Raw genomic sequence first — 22,384 nt, forward strand, 5'->3', positions numbered from 1 at the left:
CCGTCGAGCTGTTCGGCGGCGTCCGCTTCCCCGCCGTCGGCGAGCTGCCCTACCTGCTCACCCTCGCCGGCCACGGCTTCTACTGGTTCCGGCTCCGCAGGGAGGCGGCCGTCTAGACGGGCCTGTCCGGGGCGGGGCGTTTCCTCCGCCCCGGCCGGGGCACGCATGAGTAGCACCCCAGACCCCGTCCCCGGGGAAAGGAACGTGACGCCATGGCGGAAACTGTCACACTTTCCGGCAAGACGAGCTCCGGCCTCCTCGCGTCCCTGGGGCCCCTGCTGCGCGACTGGCTCCCACGCCAGCGCTGGTTCGCCGGGAAGGGAAGCCCGGTCACCGGGTTCTCGCAGGTCGCGGCCACCGAGCTGCTGCCCGAGGACTCCCCGCTGGGCCTCTACCACCTGCTGGTGCGCGCCCACCAGGGCGCCGGTCCCGGCGACTGCTACCAGCTCCTGATAGGCGTGCGCGAGGCGCTGCCGCCCCGGCTGGCGCCCGCGCTCATCGGACACGTGCCGGACGGCCCGCTCGCCGGCCGGACCGTCTACGACGCCCTGTACGACACCCGGCCCGCCGAGCTGCTCCTGGAGGCGCTGCGCACCGGGTCCCGGATCGGCGTGCTGCGCTGCGAACGGGACCCGTCCCAGGAGATACGCGCCGGCCTCGTGCCGCGCCGGCTGACGTCCGAGCAGTCGAACTCCTCGGTCGTCTATGGAGATACGTTCATTCTCAAGCTGCTGCGCCGGGTGGTGCCCGGCGTCAACCCCGACCTTGAGCTGCCGCTGGCCCTGGCCCGGGAAGGCTGCCCCCGGGTGCCCGCGCCGACGGCGTGGATGCGCGCCGAGGCCGAGGACCTCGTGGAGGGGCCCGGGGAGAGCGGCGAGCCGTACGTCCTCGGCGTGCTCCAGCCCTATGTGCAGGGCGCGACGGACGGCTGGGAGCTGGCCCTGCGGGAGCTGGCCAAGACCGAGGACTTCGGCGCGGAGGCCCGGGCGCTGGGCCGGGCCACCGCCGAGGTGCACACGGCGCTGGCCCGCGCGCTGCCCACGGTGACCTTCGGGCACGCCCAGCTGGAGCCGCTGGTGCACGGCATGGTCGAGCGCCTCGACGCGGCGGCGCAGGCGGTGCCCGCCCTGCACCCTTACGCGCCCGCGCTGCGCACCGCCTTCACCGCGCTGGCCGACCTCGCGGCCGAGGGCCACACCTGGACCGCCCAGCGCGTCCACGGCGACCTGCACCTCGGACAGTGCCTGCGGGCCCCCTCCGGCGAGTGGTCGCTGATCGACTTCGAGGGCGAGCCGGCCCGGCCGCTGGCCGAGCGCAGGATGCCGCAGCCGGCGGTGCGGGACGTGGCGGGGATGCTGCGGTCCTTCGACTACGCGGCGCACTCGGCCACCCCGCCGGCGCCGGGCTGGGCCCGTGCCTGCCGGGCGGCCTACTGCTCGGGGTACGCCGAGGTGTCGGGCTCCGACCCCCGCACCGATCCCGTGCTGCTGCGGGCCTACGAGACGGACAAGGCGGTCTACGAGGTCGTCTACGAGGCCCGGCACCGCCCGGACTGGCTCTCCGTCCCGCTCTCCGCGATACGCAGGCTCGCAGCGTCCGACCAGCTCTGAGGAGGCTTTGTCCGTGACTCCCAGCCCCCCGTCCAACGGTTCCGAACCGAAGAACCCCAAGAAGAAGGCGGCCGCGGCCGAGGAAGGGACGGCCGGGAAGGCGGCGGCGAAGAAGGCGACCGCCAAGAAGACCGCGGTGAAGAAGACCGCTGTGAAGAAGACCGCTGCGAAGAAGGCGGCGGGCGGGAAAGCGGCCGTGAAGGCGGTGAAGGCCGCGACGCCGGCGAAGGCGGTGGCCAAGGCGGTGAAGGCCCCCAAGCCCGTGAAGGCGGCGAAAGCCGCGAAGGCTGTCGCGAAGAAGGCCGCGCAGGTGAAGGCGTCGCCGCCGGCGCCTCCCGCCGGGCCCCTTGAGGTCGGCCTCTCCCCCGCCCTGGACGCCGGCGACCGCGACCGCCTCCTGCACGGCTCCCACCACGACCCGCACGGCGTGCTCGGCGCGCATCCGGCGCCCGGCGGGATCGTGTTCCGGGCCTTCCGCCCCTACGCGCGCGCCGTCACGGTCGTCTCCGGCGAGCTGCGCGCCGATCTGCACGACGACGGCGACGGCTTCTTCTCCGGACTGCTGCCCCTGCACGAGGTCCCGGCCTACCGCCTCCTCGTCCGCTACGAGGACGCGGTCGTGGAGACCGAGGACGCCTACCGCTTCCTGCCGACGCTGGGCGATCTGGACCTGCACCTGATCGGCGAGGGCCGGCACGAGCAGCTGTGGACGGTGCTGGGCGCCCACCCGACGACCCACCAGGGCGTGACCGGCACCCGGTTCTCCGTGTGGGCGCCGAACGCGCGCGGCGTACGGGTGGCCGGCACCTTCAACTTCTGGGACGGCGCCGGGCACGCCATGCGCTCGCTCGGCTCCTCCGGGGTGTGGGAGCTGTTCGTGCCGGGCGTCGGCGAGGGCGAGCTGTACAAGTTCGACATCACCCGGCCCGACGGTTCGCGCACCCTGCGCGCCGACCCCATGGCCCGCCGTACCGAAGTCCCGCCGGCCACCTCGTCGGTCGTGACCGCCTCGCACTACGAGTGGGGCGACGAGGAATGGCTCGCCCGCCGGGCCGAACGCCCGGTGCACGAGGCCCCGTTCTCGGTGTACGAGATCCATCTCCCCTCCTGGCGACCGGGACTGACGTACCGTCAACTCGCCGAGCAGCTCCCCGCGTACGTCAAGGATCTGGGCTTCACCCATGTCGAGCTGATGCCGGTCGCCGAGCACCCCTTCGGCGGGTCCTGGGGCTACCAGGTCACCGGCTTCTACGCGCCGACGGCCCGTCTCGGCACGCCGGACGACTTCAGGTACCTGGTGGACGCACTGCACCGGGCCGGGATCGGCGTCCTGATGGACTGGGTGCCGGCGCACTTCCCGCGCGACGACTGGGCGCTGGCCGAGTTCGACGGGCGGCCGCTGTACGAGCACGAGGACCCGCTGCGGGCCGCCCACCCCGACTGGGGGACCCTGGAGTTCGACTTCGGGCGGCGCGAGGTGCGCAACTTCCTGGTGGCCAACGCGGTGTACTGGTGCGAGGAGTTCCACATCGACGGGCTGCGGGTGGACGCCGTCGCCTCGATGCTCTACCTGGACTACTCGCGCGAGCCCGGCCAGTGGACGCCGAACGAGCACGGCGGCCGGGAGAACCTGGACGCGGTGGCCTTCCTCCAGGAGATGAACGCGACCGTGTACCGCCGGGTGCCCGGTGTCGTGACGATCGCGGAGGAGTCCACGGCCTGGGACGGCGTCACCCGCGCCACACACCACCGGGGGCCGAGCGGTTTCGGCGGGCTCGGGTTCGGGCTGAAGTGGAACATGGGGTGGATGCACGACTCGTTGCAGTACATGAGCAAGGAGCCGGTCCACCGGCGGTACCACCACGGGGAGATGACCTTCTCCATGGTGTACGCCTACAGCGAGAACTACGTCCTGCCCATCTCCCACGACGAGGTCGTGCACGGCAAGGGCTCGCTGGTGTCGAAGATGCCGGGCGACTGGTGGCAGCAGCGGGCCAGTCTGCGCGCCTACCTGGCGTTCATGTGGTCCCATCCGGGCAAGCAACTCCTCTTCATGGGGCAGGAGTTCGCGCAGGGCGCGGAGTGGTCCGAGGAGCACGGGCCGGACTGGTGGCTGCTCGACCCCGCGTACGGGGCGGAGCCCGATCACCGGGGGGTGCGGGATCTGGTGCGGGACCTGAACGGCGTGTACCGGTCGACGCCGGCTCTGTGGGAGCGCGATGTCGCCCCGGACGGCTTCCAGTGGGTGGTGGGCGACGCGGCCGACGACAACGTCCTCGCGTTCCTCCGCCACGACGCGGACGGGGCGCCGCTGCTCGCCGTGTGCCACTTCTCGCCCGTCGTGCGGCACGACTACCGGCTGGGGGTGCCGGACGACGTGCCGGCGTGGCTGGAGGTGCTGAACACGGACGCGGAGCGGTACGGGGGCAGCGGTGTCACCCACCCGCACCCGGTGAAGCCGGAGCCCCAGCCGTGGCACACCCACCCGGCGAGCATCCGCCTGACCCTCCCCCCACTGGCCACGGTCTGGCTCCGCCCAGCCTGACCGCCTATAGAGCCGGTCCGGCGCTTGAGGACGAGGCCCGTTCAGGGCCGAAGCGGGGGTCCGGGGGCGGCAGCCCCCCGGGACGGGACAGGCAGGGGCGGCGGGGCGGGAAACTCCCCTCACCGCCCCTGCGCACACGTCACGCGAGTGCCTCCCCCAAGGCCTGCGGCAGCTCCCCCGCGTGGACCACGCCGAGCCGCTGCGTGGCCCGGGTCAGGGCGACGTACAGGTCGCTCGTGCCGAAGTCGCCCGGCTCCACCACCAGGACGGAGTCGAACTCCAGGCCCTTGGCCTGCCGGGGGTCGAGCAGGACGACCGCGCGCGTGAGGTCGGGCTCGTCCCCCGCCGTCACGCCGTCGAGCCGGGCGGCCAGCTCACGGTGCAGCGCCCGGGGAGCGATCACCGCGAGCCGCCCCTCCGCCGGGGTGAGCTCCTCCACCGCCTTGGCGACCGCCCCGGGCAGATCGTCGACGGCCCGCGCCCACGGCCGCACGCCGGTGGTCCGCACCGAGCTCGGCGGCACGAAGTCCGGCCGCTCGGCCCGGACGACGGCGGCCGCCGCCTCCATGATCTCCGCGGGCGTACGGTAGTTGACGCCCAGCCGCGTGTGCTCCCAGCGGTCCTCGACGTACGGCCGGAGGATCCGCTCCCAGGACCCCACTCCCCCGGCCTCGGAGGTCTGCGCCGGATCGCCGACGAGGGTCATGGAGCGCGTGGGATTGCGCCGCATCAGCAGCCGCCACGCCATCGGCGACAGCTCCTGCGCCTCGTCGACGATGATGTGGCCGAACGCCCACGTCCGGTCGGCCGCCGCGCGCTCGGCGGCGCTGCGGTGGTCGTCCTCCTCGTGCCGTTCGGCGAAGCGCTCGGCGTCGATGATGTCGTGCGCGGACAGCACCTCGGAGCCGTCCGGGTCGCTGTCCTCCTTGTCCTCGAACTCGTAGGTCCGGGAGGCGTAGGACACGTCGAGTACGCCCTGGGCGTAGGCGATCTGGGTCCGCCGTTCGCGTTCGGCGCGCTCGCGGGCCGCCCGGTCGTCCTCGCCGAGGAGTTCGGCGGCCTCGTCGAGCAGCGGTACGTCGGCGACGGTCCAGGCGCGGGTGACCGGGCGGCGGACGGCGGCCGTCTCCTCGTCGCCCAGATACCCGTCGGGGTCGGCGAGGAAGTCGGCGACCAGCCGCTGCGGGCTGAGCACGGGCCACAACTGGTCGACGGCGGCCCAGACTTCGGGGTTCTCGGCGATCTCGTCGCGGATCTGGGTGATGTCGCTGGGGTCGAGGAGGCTGGACCCGTCGTAGGGGTCGGTGCCGACGCGTTCGGCGTACAGCTCGGTGAGGGTGTTGAGGATGTGGCCCTCGAAGTGCTCGCGGGCGGCGTTGTGCGGCAGCTTCAGCGCCCGGGTCCGCTCGCGGGCGATGCGCACGAGCCCCTCGTCGAGCATGAGCACCTCGCGGTCGTGCTCGACGGCGATCACCGGGTCGGGCAGCGCCTGCCGGTCGCGTACGACGGCGGCGAGGACGTCGGCCATGTGGGCGCCGCCCTTCACCGCGGCCGCCTCGGGCGTGTCCGCGGCCCTCGCCCGCACGCCCGGGTACAGCTCGCCGACGGTCGCGAGCAGCACGCCGGTCTCGCCGAGCGAGGGCAGCACCTCGCCGATGTAGCCGAGGAAGGCGGGGTTGGGGCCGACGATGAGGACGGCCCGCCTGGCGAGCAGTTCGCGGTGCTCGTAGAGGAGGTAGGCGGCGCGGTGCAGGGCGACGGCCGTCTTGCCGGTGCCCGGGCCGCCCTCGACGACCAGCACCCCGCGGTGCGGCGCGCGGATGATCTCGTCCTGCTCGGCCTGGATGGTCTGGACGATGTCGGCCATGCGGCCGGTGCGGGCGGCGTTCAGCGCGGCGAGCAGGACGTCGTCGCCGGCCGGGTCCTCGTAGCCGGTGCGGGTGGCGTCGTCGACGTCGAGGAACTCGTCGTGCAGGGCGGTGACCCGGCGGCCCTCGGTGCCGATGTGCCGCCGGCGGCGCAGGCCCATGGGCGTGTGGCCGGTGGCGAGGTAGAAGGGGCGGGCGACGCCGGCCCGCCAGTCGATGAGGACCGGGGTGCGTTCGGCGTCGTCGCGGCGCAGGCCGATCCGGCCGATGTGGTGGGTGGCCCCGGAGACGAGGTCGATACGGCCGAAGCACAGGGAGCCGTCCACGGCGTTCAGCGCGGCGAGCAGGCCGGAGCGTTCGGCGACGAGGATGTCCCGCTCCAGCCGGGCCTGCCTGGGCTTGTCGCCCTGGGCGAGGGCGTCGGCGACGGACGCCTCGGTGTCGCCGCGCAGGGCGTCGACACGGGCGTACAGGCCGTCGATGTATTCCTGTTCACGGCGCAATTCACTGTCCGTAAATCCGTTGTTTGACAATTCCGCTCCCGCCCGGATATACTGTGCCTACTGAACTTCACTGCGACCCCCCGGTAATCTTCACGATGAGACTCATAATGAAGACGGGGACAAAGTCGCGAACCATTCAATATACGCAGAGAAATCCCCCGGACGCAATTGCCCGGGGGATTTCTCTTGCGCCGGCACAGCCTCGCGCAGGCATCCGGTCAGAGCACGTCGGACAGCTCCTCCAGCAGCCGCCGCTTCGGCCGTGCCCCCACCATCGCCTTCACCGGCTCACCGTCACGGAAGACCATGAAGGTCGGCATCGACAGCACCTTGTAGTGGTTGGTGGTCTCCGGGTTGTGGTCGACGTTCAGCTGCACCACCTTCAGCCGCTCCCCCTCCTCCGAGGCCAGCGCGCTCAGCACCGGCGCCATCTGCCGGCACGGCGGACACCAGTCGGCGGTGAACTCCACCAGCACCGGCAGCTCTGCCGCCAGCACCTCCGCCGAGAAGTCGCCGTCCGACACCTCGCTCACTCCTGCGGCCTTGCTCACAGTTCCCGTCCTCCCAGCTCGCACCCGGGTTCCGGGCCCCCCGGAACCAGCGACTCGGCGGCCAGTTCGTCGCGGGCCTGCTCGGCCCGCTCCAGCTGACCGGCGACCTTCTCCCGCACCGCCCGCAGCTCCCCGATGAGCGCGTCCAGCTCGTCCAGCTTGCGCCGGTAGACCGCGAGCGACGCCGGGCAGGAGTCGCCCTCCGGGTGCCCGGCGCGCAGGCACTCCACGAAGGGCCGGGTCTCCTCCAGGTCGAAGCCGAAGTCCCGCAACGTCCTGATCTGCCGCAGCAGCCGCAGATCACGCTCGTCGTACGCGCGGTGCCCCAGCTCGTCGCGGCGCGCGGGCAGCAGCCCCCGCGCCTCGTAGTACCGCAGCGCCCGCGTGGTGGTCCCGGCCCGTGCGGCCAGCTCGCCGATTCGCATGACGACGAACGTACGGCTTGACGCCGGCGTCAAGGCAAGAGCGGCCCGTACCGGCGGGCACAATGGCAGCCATGACCACGGGCAACACCGGTCGCGCCGAGGCCAATCGCCGCCGCATCCTCGACGTCGCCCTCACCGAGCTGCTGCGCGACCCCGACGCGTCCATGGACCAGATCGCGCGCGCCGCCGGGGTCGTACGCCGCACGGTGTACGGCCACTTCGCCGGCCGGGAGGCGCTGATCGGGACGCTGGTGGAGGACGCCGTCCAGTCGCTGGCGGCGGCGCACGCGGCGGGCCGGGAGGGGATCGAGGAGCCGGCGGAGGCGCTGGCCCGGTCCGTGCTCGCGGTGTGGGAGGTCGCCGACCGCTACCGGCTGCTGGTCGCGCTGGCCCAGCGCACGGTCACGGTGCAGGGCATCCGGGAGCGGCTGACGCCGGTCCGGGAGAACAGCGTGCGGCTGCTGCGGCGCGGTCTGGAGGAGGGGGCGTTCGTCTCACCGCTGCCGGCGCCGGCCCTGGCGTACGTGCACGAGCAGATCCTGTTCGGCCTGATGGAGGCGGTGAACGACGGTCTGGTGAACCCGCGGGAGGCGGGCCGCTCGGCCGCGGTCACCGTCCTGACGGCGGCGGGCGTCCCGGCCACGCTGGCCACGGCGCTGGTGACGAAGGCGACGCGGGCGGGCGGCCGCGCTCCGGAGAAGACGGGGCCGGCCTGAAAAGTTTTGACGCGTACACATCCTCCCGCATAGGTTCTGCCCGGCCCTGATCGTCTTTCAGGCGCCGACGTCGATCCCGGGGGGGGACACGCAGTGCGCTGGTTCATCGTCGTGCTCAGGAAGTACTGGGTCTTCAGCGGGCGCGCCCGCCGCGCCGAGTACTGGATGTTCACGCTGATCAGCACGATCATCTACCTCGCGCTGATGTTCGCGGACGACCAGGCCGGCAACGAGGTGCCCACGACCGCCTTCACCCTGGCGATCGCGCTGCCCTCCCTGGGCGTCACGGTGCGCCGATTGCACGACACGGGCCGCACCGGCTGGTGGGCCCTCATCGGGGTGCTTCCCTGTGTCGGCCTCATCACCCTGCTGATCTTCACGGCCGAGGACGGCGTCCCGGGCCAGAACAAGTACGGCCCGAACCCGAAGGAGATCCCCCTGCTCACCGACTCGGCGCCCACGGGCGCATGAGAGTGCCGGGCGGCTGAGCAACGGGGGAGTCTCAGCCGCCCGGCGTTCGGGGAGGGCGGAACCACAAGGCTTGGCCGGGTGTCCGGCCCCGGTTCAGGCGGGGCCGGGCACCCGGGGTGCGGGGGGCGTCAGGCCTTGGCGAGTTCCTTCTCGCCGCCCTCGCGCTGCTCGGGCCGGACGGCCTCCTCGGCGGGCGCCGGGGCGCCGTGGCCGTCGTCGAGCAGGGTGGTCTCGTCGAAGGGGATCCGGCCCGCGAGGACCTCGTCGACGCGCGCCTTGTCGATCTCCTTGGTCCACGTGCCGATCAGCACGGTGGCGACGGCGTTGCCCGCGAAGTTCGTCAGGGCGCGGGCCTCGCTCATGAAGCGGTCGATGCCGACGATGAGGCCGACGCCGTCCACCAGGGCCGGCTTGTGCGACTGGAGACCGCCGGCGAGGGTCGCGAGACCGGCGCCGGTGACGCCCGCGGCGCCCTTGGAGGCGACCAGCAGGAAGAGCAGCAGCGGGATCTGCTCGCCGAGCGACATCGGCGTGCCCATGGCGTCCGCGATGAACAGCGAGGCCATGGTCATGTAGATCATGGTGCCGTCGAGGTTGAAGGAGTAGCCGGTCGGGACGGTGATGCCGACGACGGGCTTGCTGACGCCCAGGTGCTCCATCTTCGCGATGAGGCGCGGCAGCGCGGACTCGGAGGAGGAGGTCGACAGGATCAGCAGGAGCTCACGGCCCAGGTACTTCAGGAACGTGAAGATGTTCAGGCCGGCGACGATCCGCAGCAACGCGCCGAGGACGACGAAGACGAACAGGAAACAGGTGACGTAGAAGCCGAGCATCAGCACGGCCAGGCTCTTCAGCGCGTCCACGCCGGCGGAACCGGTGACCGCGGCGATCGCGCCGAACGCGCCGATCGGGGCGGCCCACATCACCATGGCCAGGATGCGGAAGACGAGCCGCTGGATGTGCTCGACGCCGCGCAGGATCGGCTGGCCCGCGGAGCCCATCGCCTGCAGGGCGAACCCGGCGAGCAGCGCGATCAGCAGGGTCTGCAGCACCTCGCCGCCGGTGAAGGCGGAGACCATCGTGGTCGGGATGATGCCCAGGAGGAACTCGGTGGTGTCCTTGGCCTCGGCCGACACCTGCGCCTGCCCGGTCTCCTTGATCGCGTCGGTGACCGCGAGGCCGGTGCCCGGCTCCAGGATGTTGCCGACGACCAGGCCGATGCCGAGGGCGACCAGCGACATCACCAGGAAGTAGCCGAGAGCGATGCCTCCGACCGCGCCGACCTTGGCGGCCTTGCGGACCGAGCCGATGCCGAGAACGATCGTGCAGAAGATGATCGGCGAGATCATCATCTTGATCAGGTTCACGAAACCGGTGCCGATGGGCTTCAGCTCCACGGCGAAGTCGGGCGCGATCAGACCCACGGCGATGCCGAGGGCGACCGCGACGATCACCGCGATGTACAGGTAGTGGGTGCGGTCCCGCTTGGCGGGTGCGGCAGGTGCCGTATTCGTGGTGCTGCTGGCGGCCACGGCTGCCCTCCTTGACGTCTTCGTCGGCATCACCGGCGTGCGGCTCACGTCCGGGAAGTTAAGGGGAATGCAGGGACTATCTCCCGGCGTGTGAGGGCGGTCACCCTTCCGTTCATTTAGTTCACAATGCACGCCGGGGGCACACTGACGACATGCGTCTACCCGTTCCCGCACCTCGCAGCCTGGCCGGACAGCTGTTCGCCATGCAGGCGGTGCTGATCGCGGTCGTCGTGGCGGGATACGCGATGTTCACCTACGTGAGCGACCGCTCGCAGGCCGAGGAGGCGGCGGGCCGGCAGGCCACCGCCGTGGCCCGGTCGGTGGCCGACTCCCCCTCAGTGCGGGAGGCGATCGGCACGCCGGATCCGACGGCCTCCCTCCAGCCGTACGCGCTGCGCGTGATGCGGGACACGGAGGTCGACTTCGTGACGATCATGAACCCCGAGGGCATCCGCTGGACGCACCCCGACGCCGGCCAGATAGGCCGGCACTTCCTCGGCAACACCGCCCGCGCCCTGAAGGGCGAGTCGTTCACGGAGACGTACACGGGCACCCTCGGCGCGTCCGTGCGCGCGGTGACGCCGATCGAGGACGACGGGCGGGTCGTCGGCCTGGTCAGCGCCGGCATCAGGGTCGAGGCGATCAGCGAGCGGGTCTCGGACCAGGTGAAGGCCCTGTTCGCGGTGGCGGCGGGCGCTCTCGCGCTCGGCGCGGTGGGCACGTACGTGGTCAACGCCCGGCTGCGCCGCCACACCCACGGCATGAACGCCACCGAGCTCAGCCGGATGCACGACTACCACCAGGCGGCGCTGCACGCCGTACGCGAAGGGCTGCTGATGCTGGACGGCCGGTTCCGGGTGGCGCTGATCAACGACGGCGGGCGGGAGCTGCTCGGCGTGGGCGAGGAGGTGGTCGGCGCCTCGGTGGCCGACCTCGGGCTGCCCGCCCCGCTGACGGGCGCGCTGCTGGCCTCCGAGCCGCGGGTCGACGAGGTGCATCTGACGGCGGACCGGGTGCTGGTGGTGAACACCTCGCCGGTGTCCGGCGGTGAACGCCGGGGCACGGTGGTGACCCTGCGGGACGTCACGGAGCTCCAGTCGCTGATGGGCGAGCTGGACTCCGAGCGCGGCTTCACCCAGGCGCTGCGCTCGCAGGCGCACGAGGCGGCGAACCGGCTGCACACGGTGGTGTCGCTGATCGAGCTGGGCCGGGCGGAGGAGGCCGTCGACTTCGCGACCGCCGAGCTCGAGCTCGCCCAGGCGCTCACCGACCAGGTGGTGGCGGCGGTGAGCGAGCCGGTCCTGGCGGCGCTGCTGCTCGGCAAGACGGCACAGGCGAACGAACGGGGGGTGGAGCTGGTGGTGTCAGAGGACAGCGGCCTGGACGACGGCCTGCTCCCCGAGTCCCTGCCCGCCCGCGACCTGGTGACCATCCTGGGCAACCTCATCGACAACGCCGTGGACGCGGCGCAGGGCAGCATGCGGGCCCGGGTGACGGTGACGGCGTCGACGGACGGCGACGACCTGCTGCTGCGGGTCGCCGACACCGGCGACGGGGTGGACCCGGCGCACGCCTCCCAGGTCTTCGAGCGCGGCTTCTCCACCAAGCCGGCGGGCCCGGGGGGCCGCGGTCTCGGCCTGGCGCTGGTGCGACAGGCGGTGACCCGGCACGAGGGCACGCTGACTGTGGCGGCGGCCGAGGAGGGCGGCGCGGAGTTCACCGTGCGGCTGCCGCTGCGGGCGGCGGCGGGCGCGGCGCGGACGTCGGGAGGCGCGAGATGACGGACGCCACGGGCCCCGCCGCCGCGCACCCGATCCGGGTGCTGGTCGTGGAGGACGATCCGGTGGCCGCCGACGCGCACGTGCTGTACGTGGGCAGGGTGCCCGGTTTCGTCGCGGTCGGAAAGGCGCACACGGGCGCGGAGGCGCGGCGCATGCTGGACCGCACGCCGGTGGACCTGCTGCTGCTGGATCTTCACCTCCCCGACGGCCACGGTCTGCAGCTGGCCCGGTCCCTGCGGGCGGCCGGCTATCACGCGGACGTGATAGCGGTGACGTCGGCGCGGGACCTGACGGTGGTCCGGGAGGGGGTCTCGCTGGGCGTCGTCCAGTACGTCCTGAAGCCGTTCACCTTCGCGACGCTGAGGGACCGGCTCGTGCGCTACGCCGAGTTCCGCGGCGCGGCGGGCGAGGCGAGCGGCCAGGACGAGGTGGACCGGGCGCTGGCGGCGCTGCGCGCACCCGGCCCCGCGGCGCTGCCGAAGGGGCTGAGCGGGCCGACGCTGGAGCGGGTGACGGTGACGGTGCGGGAGGCGGACGAGGGGCTCACGGCGGCCGGCCTCGCGGAAGCGGTGGGCATCTCACGGATCACGGCCCGGCGGTACCTGGAGCACCTGGTGGACGCGGGAAGAGTCGAGCGAAAGCCGCTGTACGGCCAGGTGGGCCGCCCGGAACTGGTGTACCGCTGGGTGGCCGCGGGGCGGTGACGCACGCGGTGCGGTGCGACGACGGGGGGCCAGGTGCACCGGGTGGCCGACCGCGAGCGACGACGCGGCGCGGGTGTACCGGCGGCAGGCTGCGGGGCTGTGACACACGCCGTGCGACGACGCGGGGCCAGGTGCACCGGGTGGCCGACCGCGAGCGACGACGCGGCGCGGGTGTACCGGCGGCAGGCTGCGGGGCGGTGACGCACGCGGCGCGGTGCGACGACGCGGGGCCAGGTGCACCGGGTGGCCGACCACGAGCGACGACGCGGCGCGGGTGTACCGGCGGCAGGCTGCGGGGCGGTGACACACGCCGTGCGACCTCGCGGCGCCAGGTACACCGGCGCAGACCGCGAGGCGATGCCCCATGCGGCGCGACCTCGCGGCGACAGGTGCACCGGCCGGCAGACCGCGGGGGCGCGACACAAACGGTGCGACAACGCGGCGCCCGGTGTACCGGCGGGTGACCGCGGGGCGGTGACGCGCGCCGTGCGACCTCGCGGCGCTTCGGCTGACGAACCGCCCCCGTGGCTCCCTGACGTTCTAGAAGACCGACTCCGCCTCGTCCATGCGGTCCTTGGGGACCGTCTTCAGTTCGGTGACGGCCTCCGCGAGCGGGACCATCACCACGTCCGTCCCGCGCAGGGCCGTCATCCGGCCGAACTCGCCGCGGTGCGCGGCCTCCACCGCGTGCCAGCCGAAGCGGGTGGCGAGGACACGGTCGTACGCGGTCGGGACGCCGCCGCGCTGGACGTGGCCGAGGATGACCGGGCGGGCCTCCTTGCCGAGCCGCTTCTCCAGCTCGTACGCCAGTGCCGTGCCGATGCCCTGGAAGCGCTCGTGGCCGAACTTGTCGATCGCGCCCTTGCCGTAGTCCATGGTGTCGTCGGCCGGGTGCGCGCCCTCGGCGACGCAGATCACCGCGAACTTCTTGCCGCGGGAGAAGCGCTCCTCGACCATCTTGACCAGGTCCGCCGGGTCGAAGGGGCGCTCGGGCAGGCAGATGCCGTGGGCGCCGGCGGCCATGCCGGACTCCAGGGCGATCCAGCCCGCGTGCCGGCCCATGACCTCGACGACCATCACCCGCTGGTGGGACTCGGCGGTCGTCTTGAGGCGGTCCATCGCCTCGGTGGCGACGCCGACCGCGGTGTCGAAGCCGAAGGTGCGGTCGGTGGAGGAGATGTCGTTGTCGATCGTCTTGGGGACGCCGACCACCGGCAGGCCCGCGTCGCTCAGCATCCGCGCCGCCGTCAGCGTGCCCTCGCCGCCGATGGGGATCAGCGCGTCGATGCCGAAGTCGTGGATCATGTCGCCGGCGCTCTCACAGGCCTCGCGCAGCCGGTCCCGCTCCAGGCGGGAGGAGCCGAGGATGGTGCCGCCGCGAGCCAGGATGCCGCTGACGGCGTTGAGGTCGAGGGCCCGGTAGCGGCGGTCCAGCAGACCCGCGTAGCCGTCCTCGAAGCCGATGACCTCGTCGCCGTAGTTGTCGACCGCTCGGTGCACGACCGACCGGATCACTGCGTTCAGCCCGGGACAGTCGCCGCCTGCGGTGAGAACTCCGATGCGCATCGTGCTGTGTCTCCTGCTCGCTGTCGATACCGGTGAGCCGCTCCGATTCTTTCACGCCGTCGAGGGCACTGTCTCTTGACGGGCGCCTTATCCAGACGCAGGGGTACTGTCAAGAGGGTTCCGCTCACCCCGGTGGGCCATTTTTGTGCCCCACGGCGGCCCTCGACAACAAGCACCCGACGCAAGAAGTGGAGAGCACGCGTGACGCGCAGCGTGTACGTGACCGGGATCGACCGCGGCGACGGCCGCCAGGTCGTGGAGCTGGGGGTCATGGAGCTCCTGACCCGTCAGGTCGACCGGGTCGGCGTCTTCCGCCCCCTCGTCCACGACGGCCCCGACCGACTCTTCGAGTTGCTGCGCGCCCGCTACCGGCTGGCGCAGGACCCGGCGACCGTCTACGGCATGGACTACCACGAGGCGTCCGCCCTCCAGGCCGAGCAGGGCACGGACGAGCTGGTGTCCACGCTCGTCGACCGGTTCCACCGCGTCGCCCGCGACTACGACGTCGTCCTCGTCCTCGGCACCGACTACGCCGACACCCAGTTCCCCGACGAGCTGTCCCTCAACGCCCGGCTGGCCAACGAGTTCGGCGCCTCCGTCATCCCCGTGGTGGGCGGCCGGGGCCAGACCGCGGAGTCCGTGCTCGCCGAGACCCGCAACGCCTACCGCGCCTACGACGGCCTGGGCTGCGACGTCCTCGCCATGGTGACCAACCGGGTGGCCCGCGAGGACCGGGAGTCGATAGCCGAGCAGCTCGTCTCGCGGCTGCCCGTGCCCTGTTACGTGCTCCCCGACGAGCCCGCGCTGTCCGCGCCGACCGTCGCCCAGATCAGCCACGCCCTCGGGGCGAAGGTGCTCCTCGGGGACGACTCGGGGCTCGCGCGCGACGCCCTCGGCTTCGTCTTCGGCGGCGCGATGCTGCCGAACTTCCTCAACGCCCTGACCCCGGGCACCCTGGTCGTCACCCCGGGCGACCGCGCCGACCTGGTCGTCGGCTCGCTCGCCGCGCACAGCGCCGGCACCCCGCCCATCGCCGGCGTGCTGCTCACCCTGGGCGAGGTGCCCAGCGACGAGATCCTCACGCTGGCCGCCCGGCTCGCGCCCGGCACTCCCGTGCTGTCGGTGGCCGGCACCAGCTTCCCCACGGCGGAGCAGCTGTTCTCCCTGGAGGGCAAGCTGAACGCGGCGACGCCGCGCAAGGCGGAGACCGCGCTCGGCCTGTTCGAGCGGCACGTCGACACCGCCGACCTGCTCAAGCGGGTCTCCGCGCCGAGCAGCGACCGCCTCACGCCGATGATGTTCGAGCACCAGCTGCTGGAGACGGCCCGCACCGACCGGCGCCGGGTCGTCCTGCCCGAGGGCACCGAGGAGCGGGTGCTGCACGCGGCGGAGGTGCTGCTGCGCCGCGGCGTGTGCGACCTGACGCTGCTGGGCCCGGCCGACCGGATCCGCAAGCAGGCCGCCGACCTCGGCATCGACCTCGCCGACGCCCAGGTGATCGACCCCGCCACCAGCGAACTGCGCGACGCGTTCGCCGAGAAGTACGCGAGGCTGCGCGCCCACAAGGGCGTCACGGTGGAGCTGGCGTACGACGTCGTCTCCGACGTGAACTACTTCGGCACCCTGATGGTGCAGGAGGGGCTCGCCGACGGCATGGTGTCCGGGTCGGTGCACTCGACGGCGGCGACGATCCGGCCCGCCTTCGAGATCATCAAGACCAAGCCGGACGCCGACATCGTCTCCTCGGTCTTCTTCATGTGCCTGGCCGACAAGGTCCTCGTCTACGGCGACTGCGCGGTCAACCCCGACCCGAACGCCGAGCAGTTGGCGGACATCGCCATCCAGTCGGCCGCGACCGCCGCGCAGTTCGGCGTGGAGCCGCGGATCGCGATGCTGTCGTACTCGACCGGCACGTCCGGTTCGGGCGCGGACGTGGACAAGGTGCGCGAGGCGACGGAACTGGTCCGCACGCGCCGGCCCGACCTGATGATCGAGGGGCCGATCCAGTACGACGCCGCCGTGGAGCCGTCCGTCGCGGCGACCAAGCTGCCGGGCTCCGAAGTCGCGGGCCAGGCCAGCGTGTTGATCTTCCCCGACCTGAACACCGGCAACAACACCTACAAGGCCGTGCAGCGTTCGGCCGGCGCGATCGCCGTCGGACCGGTGCTCCAGGGTCTGCGCAAGCCGGTCAACGACCTGTCCCGGGGCGCCCTCGTCCAGGACATCGTCAACACGGTCGCCATCACGGCGATCCAGGCCCAGAACCCCAGCGAGAAGGCTTCCCAGCAGTGAGCGCCACACGTGTCCTCGTCCTCAACTCCGGCTCCTCGTCGGTGAAGTACCAGTTGCTCGACATGAGCGACGGCAGCCGGCTGGCCGCGGGGCTCGTCGAGCGCATCGGCGAGCAGACCTCGCGGCTCAAGCACACGCCCCTGGCGGACGGCGGCGAGTCGCGGGAGCGGACCGGCGCGATCGCCGACCACGACGCCGCGCTGAAGGCCGTCGCCGAGGAGCTGGCCCAGGACGGGCTGGGCCTGGACTCGCCCGAACTGGCCGCCATCGGGCACCGGGTGGTGCACGGCGGCAAGCACTTCACCGAGCCGACGGTCGTCGACGAGGCGGTGCTCGCCGAGATCGAGCGGCTGATCCCGGTGGCCCCGCTGCACAACCCGGCCAATCTGACCGGCATCCGCACGGCGCAGGCGCTCAGGCCCGACCTGCCCCAGGTCGCCGTCTTCGACACGGCGTTCCACACCACGATGCCGGAGTCCGCGGCCCGTTACGCGATCGACGTGAAGACGGCCGACGAACACCGCATCCGGCGCTACGGGTTCCACGGCACCTCGCACGCGTACGTCTCCCGGGCCACGGCCGAGCTGCTGGGCAAGGCGCCCGAGGAGGTGAACGTCATCGTGCTGCACCTCGGCAACGGGGCGTCCGCCTCGGCCGTGCGCGGGGGCAGGTGCGTGGACACCTCCATGGGGCTCACGCCGTTGGAGGGGCTCGTGATGGGTACGCGGTCGGGGGACGCCGATCCGGCCGTCATCTTCCATTTGGCCCGTGTCGGCAAGCTGTCCATCGACGAAATCGACGCTCTTCTCAACAAGAGGAGCGGGCTGATCGGCCTGTGCGGCGACAACGACATGCGGGAGATCACCCGTCGGATCGACGAGGGCGACGAACAGGCGAAGCTCGCCTTCGACATCTACATTCACCGGCTGAAGAAGTACATCGGCGCCTATTACGCCGTTCTCGGCCGGGTGGACGCGGTGGCGTTCACCGCCGGCGTCGGGGAGAACGCGGCGCCGGTGCGCGCGGCGGCCGTCGCGGGCCTGGAGACCCTGGGCCTGGCGGTGGACGACGCGCTGAACGCCGTACGCGGGGACGAGCCGCGGCTGATCTCGCCCGGGGACGCGCGGGTGAAGGTGGCCGTGGTGCCGACGGACGAGGAGTTGGAGATCGCCACGCAGACCTACGCATTGGTGGGGCGGTATTGATAAGCGGCTCCGACGCGGGGCAACTGAACAGCGTCGTCGAAATGCGGCCCCGCCGCTCGGCAACTGAGCGGCTTCCCGCCCATTTGTATCTTCCGCCAGACGGAATATTCCGGAGCGAAACAAACCGTTAGGATCGCCCCATGCGCCGTTCGAAAATCGTCTGTACTCTCGGCCCCGCGGTCGACTCCCACGAGCAGCTCGTCGCGCTGATCGAGGCCGGCATGAACGTGGCCCGCTTCAACTTCAGCCATGGCACGCACGCCGAGCACCAGGGCCGGTACGACCGGGTCCGGGCCGCGTCCAAGGAGACCGGCCGGGCCATCGGTGTCCTCGCCGACCTCCAGGGCCCCAAGATCCGCCTGGAGACCTTCGCCGAGGGTCCGGTGGAGCTGGTCCGCGGTGACGAGTTCACCATCACCACCGAGGACGTGCCCGGCGACAAGACGATCTGCGGCACCACCTACAAGGGCCTGCCCGGCGATGTCTCGCGCGGCGACCAGATCCTCATCAACGACGGCAACGTCGAGCTGAAGGTGCTGGACGTCGACGGTCCCCGGGTGCGGACGATCGTCATCGAGGGCGGTGTCATCTCCGACCACAAGGGCATCAACCTGCCCGGCGCGGCCGTCAACGTGCCCGCGCTGAGCGAGAAGGACATCGAGGACCTCCGCTTCGCGCTGCGCATGGGCTGCGACCTGGTCGCGCTGTCCTTCGTCCGGGACGCCAAGGACGTCTCCGACGTCCACCGGGTCATGGACGAGGAGGGCCGCCGGGTCCCCGTCATCGCCAAGGTGGAGAAGCCGCAGGCGGTGGAGAACATGGAGGACGTCGTGATGGCGTTCGACGGTGTGATGGTCGCCCGTGGCGACCTGGCCGTCGAGTACCCGCTCGAGAAGGTCCCCATGGTGCAGAAGCGCCTGATCGAGCTGTGCCGGCGCAACGCCAAGCCGGTGATCGTGGCGACCCAGATGATGGAGTCGATGATCACCAACTCCCGTCCGACCCGCGCCGAGGCCTCCGACGTCGCCAACGCGATCCTGGACGGCGCGGACGCGGTCATGCTGTCGGCGGAGTCCTCGGTCGGCGCGTACCCGATCGAGACCGTGAAGACGATGTCGAAGATCGTCGCCGCGGCGGAGACGGAGCTGCTGAGCAAGGGCCTTCAGCCGCTGGTGCCGGGCAAGAAGCCGCGCACGCAGGGCGGTTCGATCGCGCGCGCCGCGTGCGAGATCGCCGACTTCCTCGGCGGCCGGGGCCTGGTGGCCTTCACCCAGTCCGGCGACACGGCCCGCCGCCTCTCCCGCTACCGCGCGGCCCAGCCGATCATCGCCTTCACCACCGACGAGGGCACCCGCAACCAGCTGGCGCTGAGCTGGGGCGTCGAGTCGCACATCGTGCCGTTCGTGAACAGCACCGACGAGATGGTCGACCTGGTCGACCAGGAGATCATCAAGCTCAACCGCTTCACCGCGGGCGAGATCGTGGTCATCACCGCCGGCTCCCCGCCCGGCGTCCCGGGCACCACGAACATGGTCCGAGTCCACCACCTGGGCCAGGACGCCCGCGACTGACGCCCCAGCACTTCAGCAACACACCACTGAGGGCGCCCCCCGGGACCGGGGGCGCCCTCTGGCGTTTTGGCTACGGCAGGTCCGGGGCCAGCCGCTCCCACACCTGGACCTCCGCCCAGCGGGGATGCTCCGCGAGGAGCGGGGCCAACCCCCGTACGGGGGCGAGCAGTCGCCGGATCATCCGGAGCGCCAAGATCTGCTCGCGGTCCAACTCCCGCCAGTGCCCGGCGCAGCGGACGGCCTCACCCTGGGACAGCGGCATGGCGGCCAGCGCGTTTTCAAGCACGATCTGCGGATCGAGCAGAGGGACGCCCTTGCGCGGCCCTGTCCGCTCCAGCAGCCAGGACCGCAGCCGCAAGTCACGCAGCAACCACTCGCCCCGCTGGGGGCCGGTGGAACGCTCGGCGCGCGTCAGCAGCGCCGTCCACGCTTCCCCGACCGCGCGCCACCGTTCGTCGGGGAGCGTGGCCACGTCTTCTTGGACCCTGGCCGCGAACTGCTGAGCTGCGGCGATCCACTGGCTCACCTCGCCGTCGGTCGCCGCCGGTTCGGACCAGCGCCGCACGTGGCCGTCCAGGTCGAGCCGGTCGACGCCGTCGAAGTACCCGGTCACCCGAACACCCCGCCTGCGATGGGGGCCTCACCGGTTGTGATCACTGGCTGTCCATCCTCCATCACGGCCCCTTTGATCGCCTCGGCGTCCATGCCGATGTACTTGTCCCACTGACGCCACAAGGCTGCAGCCCGGGTCCTCCGTATGGTGGGGGACCCGGGCTGCGGCGCTTGAGCGGCCCTGGAAGGGGAGTGAAGGTCAGCCGGCCAGCTTGCTGGTGTAGACCTGCATGCCGGGGATGTGCAGGTTGCCGCCGAACTGGCCGGCCTGGACCACCTTGACCTTGGTGAAGTAGATCAGGGGGATGTTCAGCGGCGGCGGGTTCTGCGGGCTGAACGTGACCGGGAGCAGGCCGAACAGGTTGCCCGAGATGCTCTCGGTGTACATGATCGTGTCGCCGCCGGTGATCTTGGACTTGGTGCCGGCGCCGGCCTGGACGTGGTAGGTCACGCCCTTCTGCTTGTCGTCCACCGTCTGGTGCAGGTCGTCGATCTCGGTGCCGCCGGAGATGACGTACTTCAGGACCTTCTTCTTGGTCCCGTTCGCCGTCTTCACCTCGACGATGCCCTCGTAGTCGGCGCTCTTCAGCAGCAGCGCGCTGGCATTGAGGTACCAGGGGTCGTCCGCCAGGAGGACCTTGTTGTCGACACCGCTCTCCTTGTCGGTGGCGGCGACGCAGTCCTCGGGCTTCACGGTGGAGCTCGCGGACGGGCTCGGAGACGCGGAGGCGGAGGGGGAGGCGGAGGCGGCGTCCTTGGCGTCGGAGGCCGCCTCGTCCGTCTTCTCGCCTGCGTCCTCAGCCGTCTCGCCGGCCTTGTCGCCCGCCTTCTGCGTGGTGTCCTTCGCCGTGTCGGTGACGGCGTCGGAGGTGTCCTCGGCAGCCGTGCCGGAGCTCTTGCCGGTGCCCGCGGAGGAGCCCGAGGCGCCCGACTTGGCGCCGGAGTCCGCGGCGGAGGGGGAGGCCGACGGCGAGGGGCTCGCCTCGTCCTTCTGGGCGGAGCCGCCGAGGCCGCCGCCGTCGAAGACGTCCACGACGGCGTCGCCGATGGTCTCCAGGACGTTCTTGCCGGTCTCGGCCGGCGCCGGGCTCCCGGTCTCGGTCCCGCCGGAGGACGGCTCCTGCGCGGAGGCCGACGCGGACGGGGCCGGGGCCGGCGCGGGGCCCTCGTCGGAACCTGAATCCGACGAGGAGGAGCCACCCGAGGAGGAGCCGCCCGAGGACGAGCCCTTGGACCCCTTCGAGCTCGACGGGTTCTTCGCCCCGCCGGACTTCTCGGAGCCGGAGTCCGACGCGTCGCCCTTTGAGTCCTTGTCCTTGGCGTCGCTCTTGGAGTCGTCCTCGGAGGCCGACGGGGACGGCGAGGCCGAGGGAGAGGCGGAGGCGCTCTCCAGGGCCGTCAGGCAGTCCTTGTAGTCGTCGGCGAGCTGGCTGTTCGACGTCGGCTGGTCGTCGGCGACGGCGAGCGTCGGCGTGAAGCCCATGCCCATGAGCACCGCCGTGGGCATCGCGGCCATGGCTATCGCCTTGCCGGCCGGCATGTGCAGCCGGGTGAACAGCGGCTTCTTCGGCGCCGCGTGGCGTGCCCCGCCCGACCGGTCCGGCAGGACCGAGCCGTCGCCGAGGACCTCGTCAGCCGACACGGTGCACTCCGTTCGGCTCGTCCGCCTGGACGGGCTGGGATGCGCCGCCGTCCGCCTGCTTGTGCAGCGTGTACGACGGGCCCTGCTCCCCGGCGACGGGGTACGGGCCGGGCGCGGGGGCGCCGTCCTGGGTCGGGGCGGGCGGGAGGTTCTGGGGCTCCGCGCCCTGGGGCGCCTGGTTGCCGGGCGCCCAGGAGAGGGCGAGGGCTCCGCCGATCAGCGCCAGCAGGAAGCCGATGATGAAGCCGCCGATGTTGGAGACCACGAGGGAGACCAGCGCGAGCAGGATCGCGGCGATGCCGGCGAAGACGCGGGTGGCCTGCTGGAACCACATGGTCAGGCCCAGGGTGACCAGCAGCACGCCGATGATCAGCGAACCGGCGCCGGCGGTGGTCGCCATGGTGAGCGACATGGTGCCCAGCTTGAGCGTGGCGTAGGGGAAGTAGGCGATCGGCAGACCGCCGAGCAAGGTGAACAGGCCCGCCCAGAAGGGCCGGTTGCCCCGCCAGTCACGGAACCGCAGACGCAGCCGGGTGAAAGTCCCGGTGCTCTGGCCCGGAGTCTCGGCACTCATGGAAAACAGCTCCCTGGGTCCGGGTTGGGTACATACCGGCTCGGCCGTGACGTGGAGAAGCCGGAGAGTCTGTGGGGTGGGGATGCCCGGCGCTCGGTGCCGGGTGGGGGCGCGGGGGGGGGGGGGGCGCCCCCCCCCCCCCCCCCCACGGCGGGCACACAGCCAAAAAAACCCCACCGGCGCCAGCCCACACAAACACAACAACAGGGGGGCGGG

The 22,384-nt window shown here is 71.9% G+C and carries 18 protein-coding genes; 10 read left to right on the forward strand and 8 right to left on the reverse strand.

Features of this window, described 5'->3' with window-relative positions; all coding sequences use genetic code 11:
* The 3 genes from ACFYXA_RS17185 to glgB all read left to right on the forward strand — a co-directional run.
* Window positions 1-116, forward strand: a 116-nt coding sequence (locus ACFYXA_RS17185) for an alpha-glucosidase C-terminal domain-containing protein (RefSeq protein ID WP_389035036.1), incomplete at its 5' end; no start/stop codon positions are given.
* Between the two features lie 96 nt (window positions 117-212).
* Window positions 213-1,610: a phosphotransferase gene (locus tag ACFYXA_RS17190; protein WP_389033457.1), complete on the forward strand. Its 1,398-nt coding sequence runs from the start codon at window positions 213-215 to the stop codon at window positions 1,608-1,610.
* A 13-nt stretch (window positions 1,611-1,623) separates the two neighbouring features.
* A complete protein-coding gene (gene glgB / locus ACFYXA_RS17195; protein WP_389033460.1) occupies window positions 1,624-4,155 on the forward strand; it encodes a 1,4-alpha-glucan branching enzyme in 2,532 nt (843 codons plus the stop codon).
* A gap of 139 nt (window positions 4,156-4,294) precedes the next feature.
* On the opposite strand, the gene ACFYXA_RS17200 is transcribed toward glgB, so the two are convergent.
* The 3 genes from ACFYXA_RS17200 to ACFYXA_RS17210 all read right to left on the reverse strand — a co-directional run bounded on the left by ACFYXA_RS17200 (window position 4,295) and on the right by ACFYXA_RS17210 (window position 7,502).
* The gene (locus tag ACFYXA_RS17200) at window positions 4,295-6,526 is read right to left on the reverse strand and encodes a HelD family protein (RefSeq protein WP_389033463.1); all 2,232 of its coding nucleotides are present in this window, start codon (window positions 6,524-6,526) and stop codon (window positions 4,295-4,297) included.
* 218 nt (window positions 6,527-6,744) lie between these two features.
* Entirely contained in the window at window positions 6,745-7,077 is a 333-nt protein-coding gene (gene trxA / locus ACFYXA_RS17205; protein ID WP_389033466.1) for a thioredoxin, read from the reverse strand.
* Window positions 7,074-7,502, reverse strand: coding sequence for a MerR family transcriptional regulator (locus tag ACFYXA_RS17210; RefSeq protein WP_352253268.1), 429 nt, complete (start codon window positions 7,500-7,502; stop codon window positions 7,074-7,076). The genes trxA and ACFYXA_RS17210 overlap by 4 nt, the downstream gene beginning before the upstream one ends.
* A 62-nt stretch (window positions 7,503-7,564) precedes the next feature.
* Here ACFYXA_RS17210 and ACFYXA_RS17215 point away from each other — a divergent pair, with 62 nt between their 5' ends.
* Complete coding sequence (locus ACFYXA_RS17215; protein WP_389033470.1) at window positions 7,565-8,218, forward strand: TetR/AcrR family transcriptional regulator; 654 nt, start codon at window positions 7,565-7,567, stop codon at window positions 8,216-8,218.
* A 93-nt stretch (window positions 8,219-8,311) separates the two neighbouring features.
* Window positions 8,312-8,689 carry a DUF805 domain-containing protein gene (locus tag ACFYXA_RS17220; protein WP_352253264.1) on the forward strand — a complete coding sequence of 126 codons (378 nt, stop codon included), beginning with the start codon at window positions 8,312-8,314 and terminating at the stop codon, window positions 8,687-8,689.
* 128 nt (window positions 8,690-8,817) lie between these two features.
* On the opposite strand, the gene ACFYXA_RS17225 is transcribed toward ACFYXA_RS17220, so the two are convergent.
* Window positions 8,818-10,251 (reverse strand): cation:dicarboxylate symporter family transporter, encoded by a 1,434-nt coding sequence (locus ACFYXA_RS17225; RefSeq protein WP_130443526.1) that lies wholly within the window; start codon window positions 10,249-10,251, stop codon window positions 8,818-8,820.
* A gap of 122 nt (window positions 10,252-10,373) precedes the next feature.
* Here ACFYXA_RS17225 and ACFYXA_RS17230 point away from each other — a divergent pair, with 122 nt between their 5' ends.
* Both ACFYXA_RS17230 and ACFYXA_RS17235 read left to right on the forward strand, forming a co-directional pair.
* Complete coding sequence (locus ACFYXA_RS17230) at window positions 10,374-12,002, forward strand: sensor histidine kinase (RefSeq protein WP_352253262.1); 1,629 nt, start codon at window positions 10,374-10,376, stop codon at window positions 12,000-12,002.
* On the forward strand, window positions 11,999-12,706 hold the full coding sequence (locus tag ACFYXA_RS17235; protein ID WP_352253260.1) for a response regulator: 708 nt from the start codon (window positions 11,999-12,001) through the stop codon (window positions 12,704-12,706). The genes ACFYXA_RS17230 and ACFYXA_RS17235 overlap by 4 nt, the downstream gene beginning before the upstream one ends.
* Window positions 12,707-13,246: 540 nt before the next feature.
* On the opposite strand, the gene ACFYXA_RS17240 is transcribed toward ACFYXA_RS17235, so the two are convergent.
* Window positions 13,247-14,272 (reverse strand): ATP-dependent 6-phosphofructokinase, encoded by a 1,026-nt coding sequence (locus ACFYXA_RS17240; RefSeq protein ID WP_352253258.1) that lies wholly within the window; start codon window positions 14,270-14,272, stop codon window positions 13,247-13,249.
* A 201-nt stretch (window positions 14,273-14,473) separates the two neighbouring features.
* Between ACFYXA_RS17240 and pta the strand changes: the two genes are divergently transcribed.
* From pta to pyk, 3 genes are all read left to right on the forward strand, one after another.
* The gene (gene pta / locus ACFYXA_RS17245; protein ID WP_389033476.1) at window positions 14,474-16,564 is read left to right on the forward strand and encodes a phosphate acetyltransferase; all 2,091 of its coding nucleotides are present in this window, start codon (window positions 14,474-14,476) and stop codon (window positions 16,562-16,564) included.
* Window positions 16,561-17,769 carry an acetate kinase gene (locus ACFYXA_RS17250; protein ID WP_389033479.1) on the forward strand — a complete coding sequence of 403 codons (1,209 nt, stop codon included), beginning with the start codon at window positions 16,561-16,563 and terminating at the stop codon, window positions 17,767-17,769. Before pta ends, ACFYXA_RS17250 begins: the two co-directional genes overlap by 4 nt.
* Before the next feature lie 140 nt (window positions 17,770-17,909).
* A complete protein-coding gene (pyk, locus tag ACFYXA_RS17255) occupies window positions 17,910-19,340 on the forward strand; it encodes a pyruvate kinase (RefSeq protein WP_389033482.1) in 1,431 nt (476 codons plus the stop codon).
* A 70-nt stretch (window positions 19,341-19,410) separates the two neighbouring features.
* Here pyk and ACFYXA_RS17260 read toward each other — a convergent pair whose 3' ends face one another.
* From ACFYXA_RS17260 to ACFYXA_RS17270, 3 genes are all read right to left on the reverse strand, one after another.
* Window positions 19,411-19,953 carry a hypothetical protein gene (locus ACFYXA_RS17260; RefSeq protein WP_389033485.1) on the reverse strand — a complete coding sequence of 181 codons (543 nt, stop codon included), beginning with the start codon at window positions 19,951-19,953 and terminating at the stop codon, window positions 19,411-19,413.
* A gap of 198 nt (window positions 19,954-20,151) precedes the next feature.
* Entirely contained in the window at window positions 20,152-21,594 is a 1,443-nt protein-coding gene (locus ACFYXA_RS17265) for a hypothetical protein (protein ID WP_389033488.1), read from the reverse strand.
* Window positions 21,584-22,168, reverse strand: coding sequence for a DUF6114 domain-containing protein (locus ACFYXA_RS17270; protein ID WP_389033492.1), 585 nt, complete (start codon window positions 22,166-22,168; stop codon window positions 21,584-21,586). Before ACFYXA_RS17270 ends, ACFYXA_RS17265 begins: the two co-directional genes overlap by 11 nt.
* Window positions 22,169-22,384: the final 216 nt, after the last annotated feature.

The sequence above is a fragment of the Streptomyces sp. NPDC002566 genome, assembly GCF_042889585.1.
In the GTDB taxonomy this organism is placed as follows: domain Bacteria; phylum Actinomycetota; class Actinomycetes; order Streptomycetales; family Streptomycetaceae; genus Streptomyces.